Below are 15,152 nucleotides of genomic sequence, written 5' to 3'. Positions count from 1 at the left end.
AAGGAATTCGGATTCGTTCTATTCTTACCAATTGATGTTTTTTATACACTCGAAAAGATCTGCAATGTGACGTGCAACTGTGCTCAGCAAGACAAACGTTTGCGCTGGACTCAACTGCAGTGGATGCGCAAATAAAGGAAAACGATGAGCAACTGCAGTTGGCACAGCCGAACAGATGGGGGCATGTCACGAGAACCCAACCTCAAGGGCTGGCGTCCTCGGCACGCTGCGCGCAATGCGCTGAACGCAATTTCCAGCTTTCTTGTGATCATATCGGCTCCGTATGCCAACGCGTCGAGTCTGGCGAATCTCGCTAGCGAGGCGCTTGCCCAAGATGCTACGTTCAGGAGTGCAGAAGCTGCATGGCGTGCGGGAATCGAAAAATCCCCGCAGGGGCGGGCGGGATTGTTGCCGCAAGTTGGTATCCAGCAGGTCATCTATCGCAATGGCATGCAGATTCCAGGCCAGACCATACCCGGCTATTCGACAAATGGCTTCACCTTGACACTGAACCAGCCACTCTTGAATTGGGCCGCCTGGGAAAACTGGCAGCAAGGCCGACTCCTTGCGATGGATGCCGATCTTGCGTTGGCTCAAGCGAAGCAGGACTTGCTCCTTCGCGTTGCCCAGGCCTATCTGGCCGCGCTGAATGCACAGGACGACCTTGCGCTTGCCATCGGCCACCGCAAGGCCGTCGCGGAACAACTGGCGCTTGCGAAACGCCGCTTCGCACTGGGCGATGCGACCATCGTTGATACGAACGAAGCATTGGCCGGCTTCGATGCTGCGCGAGCGGATGAAGTCGCCGCGCAAACGCAACGCGATACCAGCTACGCGGCGCTCCAGAAGATTGTCGGCCATCCTGTCGACAGAGTAGACGGATGGCGCGGCGATGCGCATCTGCCGCCCGTGGCGCCCGAGGACCTACAACAGTGGATGGACACGGCCGCCACCGCGGATTATGGGGTGCGTCGGAAAATGATCGCGATCCAACTCGCCAGCCGCGAGCGAAACAAGGCGCGCGCCGGTGACTATCCCACCGTCTCGCTGGTCGGGAATGCCAGCAACGGCAACGCGGCGTTTATCAATGGACAGACGAACTTCTACACCGGCGCGAGCCGCGGCAGCTCCGGCTACGTCGGCGTCCAGATCTCGTTGCCCCTGACCGACGGCCTGATGACCCGCAGCAAGATTCGCGAAGCGCTCGCGCTGGAAGACAAGGCTCGCGAAGATCTGGACGACGCCCAGCGGAGTGCCCGGCTCACGGCCCACGACGCGTATTTGGGCGTCACACGGGGACTGGCGCAGACCGATGCGCTGGCGAGCGCGGTGCGCTCCGCCACGGTCGCATTGCGCTCGAATCAGACCGGCTACCGGGTCGGCGTTCGCGTGAATGCTGACGTGCTCGACGCCGGTGACAAGCTCTACCGGGCTCAGCGCGACTTTGCGCGCGCCCGTACGGAGGCGCTCGCCCAAGCGCTCAAGCTGAAAGCGAGCACCGCCGACCTGGGCGAGGCCGACCTTGCGGCACTCGATACGATGCTGGTCGAGCACACGCCTGCCCGCATCCCGAGCTCCGGCGCATCGGGAGGACACTGATGTATCAACTCATCAGGCGCCATCTGGTGATCGCGGCCGCGTTCGGTATCGCGTCAAACTTGCTGCTGCTGACGCCGACCATCTATCTGCTGCAGGTCTACGACCGCGTGCTACCGAGCCGGAGCATTCAAACGCTGCTGATGTTGATGGCCTTCATGGCGATCGCACTCGGGATGAATATTGGCGTCGATATTGCCCGCAGCCGGATCTTGTCGGACCTGGGCGTGCGAATCGGCAACCGGCTCGAGCGACTCGCGTTGCAGGCGCAGATTTCCGTTCGCGCCTATCGGCTGCCATCGCGCGCGCTCGCGAGTCAGGGTGACATCAATACGCTGCGGGCGTTTCTCGCAGGGTCGGGCGTGATTGCGTTTTTCGACGCGCCTTGGCTGGTGGTCTACGTAGCTGTCATCGGCCTCTTTCATTGGTCTTTGGCGCTGATCGCGGTGCTCAGCGCACTGCTGTTGGTGAGTGTCGCGATGGTCAACGACCGGCTTACGCGCAAGGGTATCGAGTCTTACCTTGCGCGGCAGCGGGAGGGTGATGCGTTCTACCAGCACCTCATCCGCAATGCCGAAGTCATGACCGTGCTCGGCATGACGGAAAACCTGGTGGGTGCCTGGGATGTACGCAAGCGCGACTACATCGCCGCGCAGCGCGACGTGTCGGATCGCAGCGCGTTTTATCGCGACCTGACCAAGGGGCTGCGGCAGGCGATCCAGGTGATCATGATGGCGGCCGGCGCATGGCTGGTGATTTCGGGCCATGCGACGCCGGGCGTGATGCTGGCTACGACCATCCTGCTCGGCAAGGCGTTGGCGCCGATCGAACAGTTGATTGGCAACTGGAGGCAGGCCGGCGAACTGCGCGAGGCATGGCCTCGCCTAGAGGCGCTGCTGGTCAGCCAGACCGAGGCCGAACCGATCGCGTTGCCACCGCCCACCGGCGAAATTCGGGTCGAGCAGATCGCGTTCAGCGTGCCGTCGCGAACGCCAGGTCTGGGGCGGCTGCTGCTGCGCGGTATCAATTTCACGCTGGCGGCGGGCCAAACGCTGGTGATCACGGGGCCTAGCGCGTCCGGTAAATCGACGTTGCTGCGGGTCATCGCGGGGTTGTGGCGACCGCAGGCAGGTGCGGTGCGGCTGGACGGCGCCGACATGGCGCAGTGGCCCCGATCTTCCCTGGGCCGGTATCTCGGGTACGTGCCGCAGGACGTCGAGCTGTTCGCAGGCACCGTCGCGGAAAACATCGCCCGGACCGCGAAGCCGCTCCCGCTCGATTCGGCCGCGATCGTGCGCGCGGCGAAGCGAGCCGAGGTTCACGAGATGATCCTGAATCTCCCCGATGGATACGAGACGCTGATCGGTGATGCGGGAGAGTTGTTGTCCGGTGGCCAGCGTCAACGCATCGCCCTCGCGCGCGCTCTGTACGGCGAGCCTGCACTGCTGCTGCTGGACGAACCCAATGCGAGCCTCGACACGATGGGGGAAGCCGCGCTCGAACGCGTGCTGCGCCATCTGAAAGCCGATGGAATGACCATTATCGCGGTCACCCACCGGCCGTCGCTGCTCGCACTGGCTGACCGGATATTGCGGCTGAAAGATGGTCAAATGGAACGGCTTGAAATGCCATCTGGACCGGAGCAGGCCGATAGTGGCTCGTGCCCAGCGAATGGGCAAACCGACGACGCCAGCGGCTTACCGCAGGGAATCGATTTCGCCGCGTTGCAGGCAAGCCGGTCTTCGTTGCAGGCCGCCCGGGTGCCAACGCTTGATCCGGCGATGGAAGGCAACCGATGAGAACATCCATGCCCTTACTTCGTGTGAGCGAAAGTCTGAAACGCTGGCGGCCTGCGTCCGTGGCATCCGACGGCAGCGTGCTGCCGTTGCCGCGCCGGTTGATCTGCGCCAGCGTCGCCGGGGTCGTCGTCGGTCTGGGTTTGATGTGGGTGTGGGCCGCGCTCGCGCCGATTTCCGGCGCCGTCGTCGCAGAGGGCTCGGTGCGCACCGAAGGTGAACGTAAAACAGTGCAGCACCTGGAAGGCGGGATCGTGAAGCAAATCCTGGTCCGGGATGGCGACCGTGTGAAGGCGGGCCAAGTGCTGGTTGTGCTGGACAATGTGAGTCCGGCGGCCGAATTATCGGCGTTGCAAGCGCAATTTGATGCGGAACAGGCAAAGATCGCACGCCTTTCCGCCGAGCGCGAACTGAAGGAAACGCTGGCGTTCCCGGCTGCGCTGGAGAAACAGCGCGACGATCCGCGCGTTGCCGAGTTGCTGGCACGCGAGTCTTCGCTGTTCATCGCGCGCCGGCGTGCGTTCGTCGACCAGAGCACGATGCTGCGCACCGAACTGGCACAGACCCGCCAGGAAATCGCGATCAGTTCGCAGTTGATTCAGACGATGAACCGCAGCTACGACATGACGCGCCAGCAACGGCGGACCAACGAAACGTTGCAACAGGAAGGTTTCGTTGCTGAAACGAAGGTGCTCGATTTGCGGCGGGCCGAAGCTGATGCACTGTCGCGCGTTCAGTCAGGCGCCGCCGATCTGAGCCGCGCGAAGCAGCGGCAGACTGATCTCGAACTCCGAATTGCCGGGCTGCGTCACGACTATGTGAAGGCGGCCGACGACCAGCTTAAGGAAGCGACCACGCGCGCGATTCAGATTGGCGAGCGGCTACGCCCAGCTCGCGATCAGTCTGCCCGTACCCGCGTGACCGCGCCGGTCGACGGTGCGATCGTCGGCCTGAAGGTACATACGATCGGCGCAGTAATCGCGCCTCGCGAGCCGATCGTTGATGTTGTCCCCGAAGGGGCGCCGTTGATCGTGGAAGCGAATATCCGACCGGATGACGTGCGTGAGATCGCGCCGGGCAGCCACGCCGACGTCCGGTTGACGGCCTACAACTCGCGCACCACACCGATGCTCGACGGCAAGGTCACATACATTTCGGCAGACGCGCTGACCGACAGCGATAAGCGCACGCGCTTCTACGTGGTCCGGGTCGAGGTGCCGGCGCAAGCACTGGAAAAGGCCAACCGTCTCGCCAAGGAGCCGATCGCGCTCGGGCCGGGGCTCCGGACCGAGGTGTATATCCGCACGCATGCGCGCTCGGCCTTCGATTACCTGCTTGAACCGGTTAGGGACGGGATTCGCAAATCGATGCGGGATTAATCCTGCGATGCCATCTCGAAAGTGCCCGGTATTTATTGTTCCGAGTTAAGGCTCTCATGAAGACACGAAAATCTGCTGGTCTGTTTGTTGCGGTTCTGTTGTTATCAGACATCGAATTGATCCCGGTAGGTCATGCCGAAGAAGCGCCACGCGCTGAGCTTGGGTGCCAGATTCGTCAGGCGGACGGGTACCCGCTTGATACGGCAGATCTGACGTTTCAGCAACGTCTCTCGATCACTCGTTGCATAAATGCATCGGCGCGTATGAAACAGGCAGAGTTGATGCGATTAAGGAACGAGCGGCAGACCATCGAGAATATTAAAAATGCCCGCCGGGTGCAAGAGAATCTTTCGAGATCCGGTTTTGGCATGCCGGGGAATCCTTATTTGCCTCCAACGCGGGCAATGTCGATTCCATAATGCATGGGGCATAACTAATGTGCCGCCGCAAGCAAAGGGGGTAGAAAAATGCAATTATTACGAGTAGGGAAGTAATGTTCTCCAGCGTAAAATTATCAAGGAGAAAATTTATTTGAAAAATTTAAGCGCCACCGCTCGTGCACGTTTGAGGGCTTTTATGTCCCTGACGCGAAGCAGAGCAGGTTTTGCGCCATTCTATTAACGTGGTTTTTAGAGGAAAGGTATTGATGAAAGCTATTACAGCAACCGCAGTGGCGACCGCTACCGTGGCAAGCAACATAAGTTGTGCGCAGCCGGTGCCGGCGTCCGACCTGCCGGCCGCGTTGCCGGGAAGTTTGCGCTATGCACAACCTGATGACGCACCACAAATGGCTCCCGTATTGACCAGCCGTCTGAATACCGCGCAACAAGCGAGTTCGCCGACCAATCAGTCCGTTTCGCTGCAAGGTGGAAAAGAGGTGACGCAAATGATTTCCAGACCGAAAACTCCTGTTGAGTTCGTTCAGAACCTCAAGGTGATTTTTGACGGTGATCTTCTGCTGCAAGATGCGTTCTATACCGAGGCCAATCTGAAAGATATTTTCAGCCTCGAAAACGTCAGCGTAATCGAAAACAGGAGTGATTCCGAACAACGACTTTCGATATCTGGGGTCGTGTCAAATTCGATATTTCCTAGAATTAAGACATCTGAATTTTTTGGGGGATCAGTGGCCGGTGCTGGATTCGTGGGCGGAAAAACGATTCACGAGTCAGGCGTAATCACTGCAGCCTTAAACTTTGGAATGTACGAAGGCGGCCCAGATTTTGATGCTGCGGTGAAAATTTTCGCGAATAAATTTGTACGTCTCCCTCCCGAGCCTCTCCCTCATGGCGGTCCAGGCGCGCCCACCGCACCTCATGGTAGCGAAACATGGAGGTATCAGCAGATAGACGATCAATATGAGAAGACTATTACTGCCGGGTTCAATTCGACTGGCAAGCTTTCCAATATTCTTATTGAAATAAAGAAGAATTAAGGGGCTGGTCAATAAAAATGAAAACTACTCTTGAGCAAGATGCTCTTAAGAAGCTGGCCGACTTTTTTGGATTGAACTCGTCCTCATATAATTCAGTCATCGCTGCGGCTGAAAAGTCTTCGTTCCTCGCCGGAGCATTGAATGCTTTTGGTAAATTGGAGGAATGGAAATTCGCGCTCGGAGAAAAAGGTAAAGGGGTTTACACCAATCCGAAAGATAAGGTAATTGCCTTCGATCCCACATGGAGTGAACCGGCAAATATTTTTGCCACCACACTGGCTCACGAACTTGGGCACGCGCTGCTGCCAGGCGGGATGGGCGGTTCGCTTGCGCTGAATCCCGATCAGGCCGTTGCCAATGGCTTGACGAACGAAGGGGTGGCGCTGCTTTCCGAATACATCGTTGCAATCCAGTTGGGCCTAACTGGTGGCGCGACCGGTCACATGCATTCGGACTTATCCGACAGTCGTCTGACGCTGCAACTGAATAAACTGGCGGAGTCGGCCGGTATCGACGTCAAAAATGTAACGTGGGGATCCGCTGCCGCTCAGGCGCTCGCAAATCCCGGTACGGCGTTTGTCGACGCCGCAGGTAAATACTACGGCACGCTCCCGCCGTCCATTGCCAAATATCTGACCTACACCCAATATTACGCGGACTGGTGGATTCTCCAGCATTCCGGCATGGATCCGAATCTCGTCGACTGGCAGAAAATCCAGGGCGATATGATCAAGTACACCAGCTTCACAGTTGATGGCCAGGCAGTATTCACGATTGATACAAAGGGCATTCCGCTGCTGAACGGCGGATGGGTGATGGTGAATGGCGACCTTTCGTTGAAAGGTGCCGTGACGACGTCCCTGTTCGGTCCCAACGGCCAAATCCAGGAACAAGCAAAATTCGACTATACGGGGTTCAAGCTCCAGGACATATTTTATGGGGCTGACGGGAAAGCCACCCAGCGGTACGACTTCCGGCTGGACAACAGCTACACGAAGTACGACTTCAGCGCCGATGGCTCGCAGACCGCAACGTTGTATGGTGTGAACGGCAAGATCGTCGAATACGCGAAATTCAATACCGCTGGCTTCAAGACGCTGGATATCTTCTATGGCGCGGATGGCAAAGCCACACAACAGTACAACTTCAACCTCGACAAGAGCTACACGAAATACGACTTCGCCGCCGATGGTTCGCAGACTGCCTCGCTCTACGGCACGACTGGCCAGATGACCGAGTACGCGAAGTTCAACGCCAATGGTTTCAAGACGCTGGACATTTTCTACGGCGCGAACGGCAAGGCCACACAGCAGTACAACTTCAACCTCGACAAGAGCTACACGAAATACGACTTCGCTGCCGACGGTTCGCAGACTGCCTCGCTCTACGGCACGACTGGTCAGATGACCGAGTACGCGAAGTTCAACGCCAACGGTTTCAAGACGCTGGATATCTTCTACGGCGCGGATGGCAAGGCCACGCAGCAATACAACTTCAACCTCGACAAGAGCTACACGAAATATGACTTCGCTGCCGACGGTTCACAGACCGCCTCGCTGTACGGCACGACCGGCCAGATGACCGAGTACGCGAAATTCAACGCCAATGGTTTCAAGACGCTGGATATCTTCTACGGCGCGGATGGCAAGGCCACGCAGCAGTACAACTTCAACCTCGACAAGAGCTACACGAAATACGATTTCGCTGCCGACGGTTCGCAGAGCGCCTCGCTGTACGGCACGACCGGCCAGATGACCGAGTACGCGAAATTCAACGCCAATGGTTTCAAGACGCTGGATATCTTCTACGGCGCGGATGGCAAGGCCACGCAGCAATACAACTTCAACCTCGACAAGAGCTACACGAAATACGACTTCGCTGCCGACGGTTCACAGACCGCCTCGCTGTACGGCACGACCGGTCAGATGACCGAATACGCGAAGTTCAACGCCAACGGCTTCAAGACGCTGGACATCTTCTACGGCGCGAACGGCAAGGCCACGCAGCAGTACAACTTCAACGTCGACAAGAGCTACACGAAGTACGACTTTGCTGCCGATGGTTCACAAACAGCGACGTTTTTCGGCATCAATGGTCAAGTGAGCGAGTATGCGAAGTTCAATGCAGCCGGTGTCCAGACGCAGGATATTTTCTTTGGTGCGGACGGAAAGGCAACCAAGCAGCTCGACTTCAATCTCGACGGCAGCTACGCTTCTCATGTCTTTAATAGCGATGGCTCACAGTTCGCAGCACTGTTCGGCACCAATGGCAAGATGAAAGAATATGCGACCTTTAATGCGAACGGGTTCAAGACACAGGATATTTTTTACTCTAACGGACGAGCGACGCATCGGTACGATTTTTCCACTGACAATAGTTTCATCGCTCACATGTTTGACGGTGCGGATGAAATGGTCGCACTTTTCGGCGTAAATCATATTATTTACGATTATTATCAGTATTCCTATGGAAAACTGTTCGAGCGTGACATATTCGATGGTCTGGGGCGTCAGATCGAAGCTGACCGATTTAGCACATCAACTGGAAAGCTTACCGGGTTCTCAAAGTTCACATACAACAGCGATGGAACGTACAACGCAAAAAGCTATGATTCGTCGGGATACTTGACCGGCAGTTCGAAATATACCGGCGACGGGCACTTGATCCAGAACAACGCCATCTATATTCCCAGTAGTAGCGACTTCCCCTCTGTTCAATGGAGTTGGGGTTTCCAGATCTGATTGATTCAATGTGCACGCAGGTATGTCTCGTCGAGGACATACCTGCGGTATTGCTCGACTAGGTAACGTGGAACTTCGCCGAGTCGAAGCCAGCGACAACATTAATGTGCCTCGTAAAAGCGTGAGAACCGGTGGGAAACTTTGGTGTTGCAGTCAACGTCGGCCGGCGAGGTGATACTTTCGCGTTTTCAAGCGATGGCGACTGCATTTTGCTCTACGATTGCCCGGCCATCCGCAGATAAAGCAGCGCACCGCCCGCAAGCAGCAGCGGGAACAGGAAGTACCAGCCGGTCGTCATGAACAGCCCGGCCACCGCAATCAGCGAAATCCACGCGCAGCGATACGCGATGCCGCCACGCGGCAGCAGTTTCAGCGCGGCCGCCGCGCCGAGCCCGTACACCATCACGAAACATCCGGACGTCACGAGCACGAGCGGCTTCGGCCCGACATCCGACAGCGCCGTCGCGGCCAGCGCGATGGCCGCGAGCACGGCGATCACGCCGAGGCTGCGGCGCGGCACGCCGCCCACCTGGCTGCCCTGTGCGAGCCATGCGGGCAACGCGCCGTCGCGTCCAAGCGCCGCGCCGAGCTTGGCCGCGCCCGCGAAATACGCGTTCATCGTGCCGAGCGTGAGCAGCAGCGCGGCGGCGGCCGCCAGCGCCTGCGCATGGCCGCCGATGCCGCCCGCGATCAGTTCGGCGAGCGGCGCGCCGGATGCGCCCGCGGAACGCCCGAGCACCGTCACGCTCGCGGCGGCAACCGACAGATACAGGAACCCGACGACCACGACCGCGATGCCGGCCGAGCGCGGCATGTCATGCGCGGGCCGGCGGAATTCGGCCGCGAGGTGCGTGATCGCTTCCCAACCGGCGAAACTCCACACGAGCAGCGCGGCGGCCTGTCCGATCGCGAGCCAGCCGTGCGGGGCGAACGGATACAGGTTCGCGGTGCGCGCGTGCGGCGCCGACGCAAGCACTGCTGCGAGCAGCAACGCGACGAGCAGCGCCGACAACACGAGCTGCATGCGGCCCGACACGGTGACACCGAATGCGTTCGCGGCCGACACGGTCGCGATCAGCGCGGCGGCCGTGACGATGATCGTCGTGTGTCCGCCGCCCGTGACGGCCGCGACGTATGCGCCGCCGAACATCGCGGCGGCCGGCGCGCCGGCCGGTACCGCGAAATAGAAACACCAGCCGACGACGGCCGCGGCCTTCGGGCCGAATGCGCGCCGCGCGTAGGTCGACACGCCGCCCGCATCGGGATAGCGGGCGCCGAGTGCGGCGAAGGTGGCTGCGAGCGGCCCGGACAGCACGACGAGCGCGGCCCACGCGAGCAGCGAGGCCGGCCCGGCGACTTCGGCGGCGAGCGCGGGCAGCGCGATCACGCCGGTGCCGAGCACCGCGCCGATATAGAGCGCGGCACCCTGAAAAATGGTCAGCGAACCCGCGTGATGGACAACGGGCGAATCGGCATGCGAAGGCATGAGCGGCAGTCTCCGGAAGTCTTGTTTTGTGTGGGCGACGCGCGCAAGCCCGCGCGGTCGATCGTTCGATGCTACCCGAACGATGGCGCTCGCGCGGCCCGGCGATTAGTAGTCGGGTATCGCGTGCGTGTCAGCCGATGTCAGCAGGCGCGCGCGAGCCGCAGGCGCGCGTCCTCGCGCGCGGCGGGCGACAGGTCGGGCGCGTAGTGGAACGTACCCGATACCAGCGATGCGACGGGCACGCCGTCGCGGAACAGCACGCGATTGCCGGCCAGCGCCGGCACCTTGTCGCCGGGCAGCAGCGTGCCGGCGAGATTCAGCGGGTCGGCGCCCGTCACGCACACGTATTGCCCGTCGCCCGGTTGCCGTCGCAGTTCGCGCAGGATCGGGATGGCCTCGGGCAGCGCGAACTGCTCGCCGGCAAGCCCGGCGACGAAGCGACCGCCGCGAATCTCGCCGCGTGCCTCGAGGCGCTGCAGCACGCGCACGAGTTCGCGCCAGCTCGGCAGCCAGTCGGCTTCGCGTTCGAGCAGCCGCCAGAACACGACGCCGTAACGGCGCAGCAGCGTCCACACGATGTGTTCGAGCGCGTCCGGATCGGTCGTGGCGAGGCGGCGTTTCGATGCGTGCGCGTCGTCGTCGGGCTGCGAATGACGCTGCACGAGCGCCCAGCGGCCGGCGTCGTCCATCCCGCCGATCAGCGCGCCGCCGCGGCGCGTGCGGGGCGCATACGTCGCGCTGCGCTTGACGGCCGGCTTCAGCAGCGCGCGCAGGCCCGCATAGCTGTCCGCGTTCACGAGGCCGGCCGACACGAGTTCGCCGAGCGCCTGTTCGAGTTCGACGGGCAGCATGTGCAGATCGTCGAGCAGCGCATCGAAGAACATCGCGCCGTGCGCGGCGAGCGTGTCGCGCACTTGCGTCGCGCGTGCGGATAGCGCAGGCTGTGCATCGGGGTCGCGCAGCGCCTGCCACGCGGAAAGATGGCGGCGCGGCAGCAGCACGATCGGTGTGGTCTTCACGGGCGTACCGGCCGCGCGCGCCGGCGCGCCGATGCGGGTCCACACCAGCTTGCCCGAGCGGCACAGCTCGTCGAGGCCGCCCGCCGTGTAGTCGGTGAGTCGCGCGGGCAGCAGTGCGTCTTCCCACGCGCTTGCCGCGGCCTCGTAGCCTTCGAGCTGTTCGACCACGGCTGCCAGCGCGTCGCGGCCGGTGCCGCGCGTGTCGGGCGTCAGGTGCTGCCAGTGGAACAGGAAGCGCATGAAATCGGCGCGCTCGACCGGCTCGATCTCGCGACGCAGCCGCTTCACCGTATAGCGATGAATGCGTGCGAGCAGGTGACGTTCGCACCATTCGTCGGTCGTCGCGCCCGGCGTGAAGCGGCCGCGCATCACGTAGCCTTCGCGCTCCAGCGCCGCGAGCGCCGTCGCCACCGACGCGGGCGGCAGGCCGAGCGGCGCGGCGATCGCATCGAGCGTCAGCGGCCCGAAGCCGGTGAGGCGCGCGCGGATCACGTCGACGAGCGCCGCATCGGCTTCCCACGGCTGCGCGCACGCGGCCGGCACCTTGAGCGCCGGTGTCGCGCGGGCGTCCGGGTGCAGCGCGCGCACGCAGACGAGCCGCTCGACCGGCACCCACAGCGCGGCGCCGCCCGGCGTCGCGAGCTTCGTCGCGCGGCGGCGTTCCGCGAGTTCCGCGAGCCGCTCGGGCCAGCCTGCGTGCGCGTGCGCCTCGCTGTCGGCGACGCATGCGAGCGTGAGCAGCGCGTCGTGCATTTCGTCGGCGTCGCGCACGAGCGGCCACGCTTCGTCGCGCACCGCGTCGATCGCGTCGGCGTCGAGCGCGCCGAGATCGTCGGCCGATTCGGGATCGCTCCAGCGGCGCGACTGCACGGCCTGCGTGCGACGCTCTTCGAGCGGCGCATCGTCGAGGAACGCATAGGGCTTCGCGTTCAGGATCTCGGCCGCCAGCGGCGACGGCGCGGGCAAGTCGCGCGCGATGAGTTCGATCGCGCCGCTCTCGATTCGGCGCAGCAGCGCGAGCCAGCCGTCGGTGTCCATCGCATCGTGCAGGCAGTCGTCGAGCGTCTGATCGACGAGCGGGTGATGCGGAATCTCGCGTTCGCCGACGACGTTCTCGAGGCACGCGACCTGATCGGGGAACACGGTCGCGAGCAGATCGTCGCTCTTCATCCGCTGCAATTGCGGCGCCGTGCGCCGGCCGCCGGTGAAGCGCGGCAGCGCGAGCGCGGTGGTCGCGTTCCAGCGCCAGCGCACGCCGAACATCGGCGCGTCGAGCAGCGCCTGGATCAGTACGTGCTCGGCGTTGGCCGAACGCAGGTAGCGCCACACTTCGTCGAGCGCGAAGCTGTGCGCGAGCGACAGCGACAGGATGATCGCGTCATCGGTCGCCGCGGCCTGCAGTTCGAAGTTGAAGTTGCGACAGAAGCGCTTGCGTAGCGCGAGCCCCCATGCGCGGTTGATCCGGCTGCCGAACGGCGAATGAATCACGAGCTGCATGCCGCCCGATTCGTCGAAGAAGCGCTCCATCACGAGCGTGTCCTGCGTCGGCAAGGCGCCGAGCGCCGCGCGGGTGCGCGCGAGGTAGTCGGCGATCTGGCGGGCCGCGTCCGGCGACAGATGGAGATCCTCGACGAGCCAGCGCAGCGCCGGCGCAAGACGGCTTTCGGTGGCGGCGAGCGCGGTGCCGCCGGGCGCGTCGTCGGGCGAGGCGGGCAGCGCGTCAGTCTCGGTGGCCGCTTTTCGGGGTTTGCCGCGGGTGGTCGTCTTGCCGGCCTCGGTGACGTTCGCGTGCTTCGCCGCATCGGCCCGCGGATGCCGGTCGCTGTCCGCGAACAGCGCGTCGAGCCGCGCGCGCAGCCGGCCGACCGCCGCCGACAGCTCGTCGCTGCGCCCGAGCCCCTCGCCGAGCCAGAACGGAATGCTCGGCGATTGTCCCTGCGCGTCCTCCACGCGCACGCGGCCCGTTTCCACGCGAATGATCCGGTACGACTGGTTGCCCAGCTGAAACACGTCGCCCGCCAGGCTTTCGATCGCGAAATCCTCGTTGACGGTGCCGACCTGGATGCCCTGCGGTTCGAGCAGCACCGCGTAGTCGGCCATGTCGGGGATCGTGCCGCCGGACGTCGTTGCGGTCATCATCGCGTTGCGGCGCCCGCGCACGGTGCCGCCGACCACGTCGCGGTGCAGGTACGCGCCGCGCACGCCGCGGCGACTCGTGAACCCTTCGGCGAGCATCTTCATCACTTCGTCGAAGCGTTCACGCGTCAGCCGCGCGTACGGCGCGGCGCGCGTGAAGCTCGCATACAGCGCGTCTTCCCGCCATTCCGTGCACGCGACTTCGGCGACGATCTGCTGCGCGAGCACGTCGAGCGGCGCTTCGGGAATCCGCAGCGCGTCGAGTTCGCCGCGCTGCACGCAGTCGAGCAGCGCCGCGCATTCGACCAGTTCGTCGCGCGACAGCGGAAAGAGCCGCCCCTTCGGCACGCCGCCGACATGGTGCCCCGAGCGGCCGACGCGTTGCAGGAACGGCGCGATGCCGCGCGGCGAACCCACCTGGCAGACGAGATCGACGTCGCCGATGTCGATGCCGAGTTCGAGCGACGCGGTTGCGACGAGCAACTTCAGTTCCCCGCGCTTCAGGCGCTGCTCGGCGTCGAAGCGGTGCTCCTTCGCGAGACTGCCGTGATGCGCGGCGATTGCATCCTTGCCGAGCCGGTCGGCAAGATGGCGCGCCACGCGCTCGGCGGTGCGGCGCGTGTTGACGAACACCAGCGTCGTGCGATGCGCGGCCGCGAGCCCGGCAATGCGGTCGTACACCTGTTCCCACACGTCTGTCGCCATCACCGGTTCGAGCGGCACGTTCGGCAGTTCGAGCGCGAGATCGCGCTCGCGCGTGTGGCCCGTGTCGACGATCGCGCAGTCGCGCGGCGCGTCGGCCGGCCCGCCGACGAGGAAGCGCGCGACCGCGTCGATCGGCTTTTGCGTGGCCGACAGCCCGATGCGCGGCAGCGCGTGGCCGACCAGCGCGTCGAGACGTTCGAGCGATAGCGCGAGATGGCTGCCGCGCTTGGACGACGCAAGCGCATGGATTTCGTCGACGATGACCGAGCGCACGTTCGACAGCATCTGCCGCCCCGACGTGGACGACAGCAGCACGTACAGCGATTCGGGTGTGGTGACGAGGATGTGCGGTGCGCGCTTGCGCAGCACGGCGCGCTCGGCCTGCGTCGTGTCGCCGGTGCGCACCGCGGTGCGGATCGCGGGCACCGGCAGACCGAGTTGCGCGAGCGATTCCGCGATGCCGGCGAGCGGCGCGTCGAGGTTCACGTGGATGTCGTTCGACAGCGCCTTCAGCGGCGACACGTAGACGACCAGCGTCGCGTCGGGCAGCGTGCCGTCGTGCGCGAGCGCATCGCGCACGAGATCGTCGAGCGCGCACAGGAACGCGGTGAGCGTCTTGCCGGAGCCCGTCGGCGCGGCGACGAGCGTCGAGCGGCCTGCCTTGATGTGCGGCCACGCGAGCGCCTGCGCGCCGGTCGGCGCGGCGAACGTGCGGCGGAACCACGCGGCGACGGCCGGGTGGAACACGTCGAGCGCACGGGTGGCAGGGCGGGTAGCTGTGACGTCCATCGGAGCGTTGAAATAGGGTGCGAGCGAGGTGCGACGTGCGGACGCATCGAACGCGAATCGAATCGTCAGT

The 15,152-nt window shown here is 63.0% G+C and carries 8 protein-coding genes; 6 read left to right on the top strand and 2 right to left on the bottom strand.

All coding sequences use genetic code 11. From position 1 onward, the window contains the following. Window positions 1-144: 144 nt before the first annotated feature. The 6 genes from AC3IFE_RS09465 to AC3IFE_RS09440 all read left to right on the top strand — a co-directional run bounded on the left by AC3IFE_RS09465 (window position 145) and on the right by AC3IFE_RS09440 (window position 8,947). Window positions 145-1,599 carry a TolC family outer membrane protein gene (locus AC3IFE_RS09465; RefSeq protein ID WP_489190356.1) on the top strand — a complete coding sequence of 485 codons (1,455 nt, stop codon included), beginning with the start codon at window positions 145-147 and terminating at the stop codon, window positions 1,597-1,599. Next, window positions 1,599-3,395: a type I secretion system permease/ATPase gene (locus AC3IFE_RS09460; RefSeq protein ID WP_489190355.1), complete on the top strand. Its 1,797-nt coding sequence runs from the start codon at window positions 1,599-1,601 to the stop codon at window positions 3,393-3,395. The genes AC3IFE_RS09465 and AC3IFE_RS09460 overlap by 1 nt, the downstream gene beginning before the upstream one ends. 8 nt (window positions 3,396-3,403) lie before the next feature. Next, window positions 3,404-4,771 (top strand): HlyD family type I secretion periplasmic adaptor subunit, encoded by a 1,368-nt coding sequence (locus AC3IFE_RS09455; RefSeq protein ID WP_489190354.1) that lies wholly within the window; start codon window positions 3,404-3,406, stop codon window positions 4,769-4,771. A 56-nt stretch (window positions 4,772-4,827) separates the two neighbouring features. After that, window positions 4,828-5,190: a hypothetical protein gene (locus AC3IFE_RS09450; RefSeq protein WP_489190353.1), complete on the top strand. Its 363-nt coding sequence runs from the start codon at window positions 4,828-4,830 to the stop codon at window positions 5,188-5,190. Window positions 5,191-5,417: 227 nt separating this feature from the next. Beyond that, entirely contained in the window at window positions 5,418-6,206 is a 789-nt protein-coding gene (locus tag AC3IFE_RS09445) for a hypothetical protein (protein WP_489190352.1), read from the top strand. A gap of 17 nt (window positions 6,207-6,223) precedes the next feature. After that, window positions 6,224-8,947, top strand: coding sequence for a hypothetical protein (locus AC3IFE_RS09440; protein ID WP_489190351.1), 2,724 nt, complete (start codon window positions 6,224-6,226; stop codon window positions 8,945-8,947). Window positions 8,948-9,161: 214 nt separating this feature from the next. Here AC3IFE_RS09440 and AC3IFE_RS09435 read toward each other — a convergent pair whose 3' ends face one another. Both AC3IFE_RS09435 and AC3IFE_RS09430 read right to left on the bottom strand, forming a co-directional pair. Then, window positions 9,162-10,433: an APC family permease gene (locus AC3IFE_RS09435; RefSeq protein WP_489190350.1), complete on the bottom strand. Its 1,272-nt coding sequence runs from the start codon at window positions 10,431-10,433 to the stop codon at window positions 9,162-9,164. A 140-nt stretch (window positions 10,434-10,573) separates the two neighbouring features. Next, on the bottom strand, window positions 10,574-15,082 hold the full coding sequence (locus tag AC3IFE_RS09430; RefSeq protein WP_489190349.1) for an Lhr family helicase: 4,509 nt from the start codon (window positions 15,080-15,082) through the stop codon (window positions 10,574-10,576). Window positions 15,083-15,152: the final 70 nt, after the last annotated feature.

This window comes from Burkholderia sp. APQ4-4ca (genome assembly GCF_057837105.1).
The sequence above is the reverse complement of the archived record's forward strand: the minus strand, read 5'-3'. Positions and strand labels throughout refer to the sequence as shown.

Bases quoted from the DNA above. Each gene is read 5' to 3' on its own strand.
- AC3IFE_RS09440 (WP_489190351.1), top strand. From the start codon at position 6,224: ATGAAAACTACTCTTGAGCAAGATGCTCTTAAGAAGCTGGCCGACTTT.
- AC3IFE_RS09435 (WP_489190350.1), bottom strand. From the start codon at position 10,433: ATGCCTTCGCATGCCGATTCGCCCGTTGTCCATCACGCGGGTTCGCTG.
- AC3IFE_RS09430 (WP_489190349.1), bottom strand. From the start codon at position 15,082: ATGGACGTCACAGCTACCCGCCCTGCCACCCGTGCGCTCGACGTGTTC.
- AC3IFE_RS09460 (WP_489190355.1), top strand. From the start codon at position 1,599: ATGTATCAACTCATCAGGCGCCATCTGGTGATCGCGGCCGCGTTCGGT.
- AC3IFE_RS09465 (WP_489190356.1), top strand. From the start codon at position 145: ATGAGCAACTGCAGTTGGCACAGCCGAACAGATGGGGGCATGTCACGA.
- AC3IFE_RS09450 (WP_489190353.1), top strand. From the start codon at position 4,828: ATGAAGACACGAAAATCTGCTGGTCTGTTTGTTGCGGTTCTGTTGTTA.
- AC3IFE_RS09455 (WP_489190354.1), top strand. From the start codon at position 3,404: ATGCCCTTACTTCGTGTGAGCGAAAGTCTGAAACGCTGGCGGCCTGCG.
- AC3IFE_RS09445 (WP_489190352.1), top strand. From the start codon at position 5,418: ATGAAAGCTATTACAGCAACCGCAGTGGCGACCGCTACCGTGGCAAGC.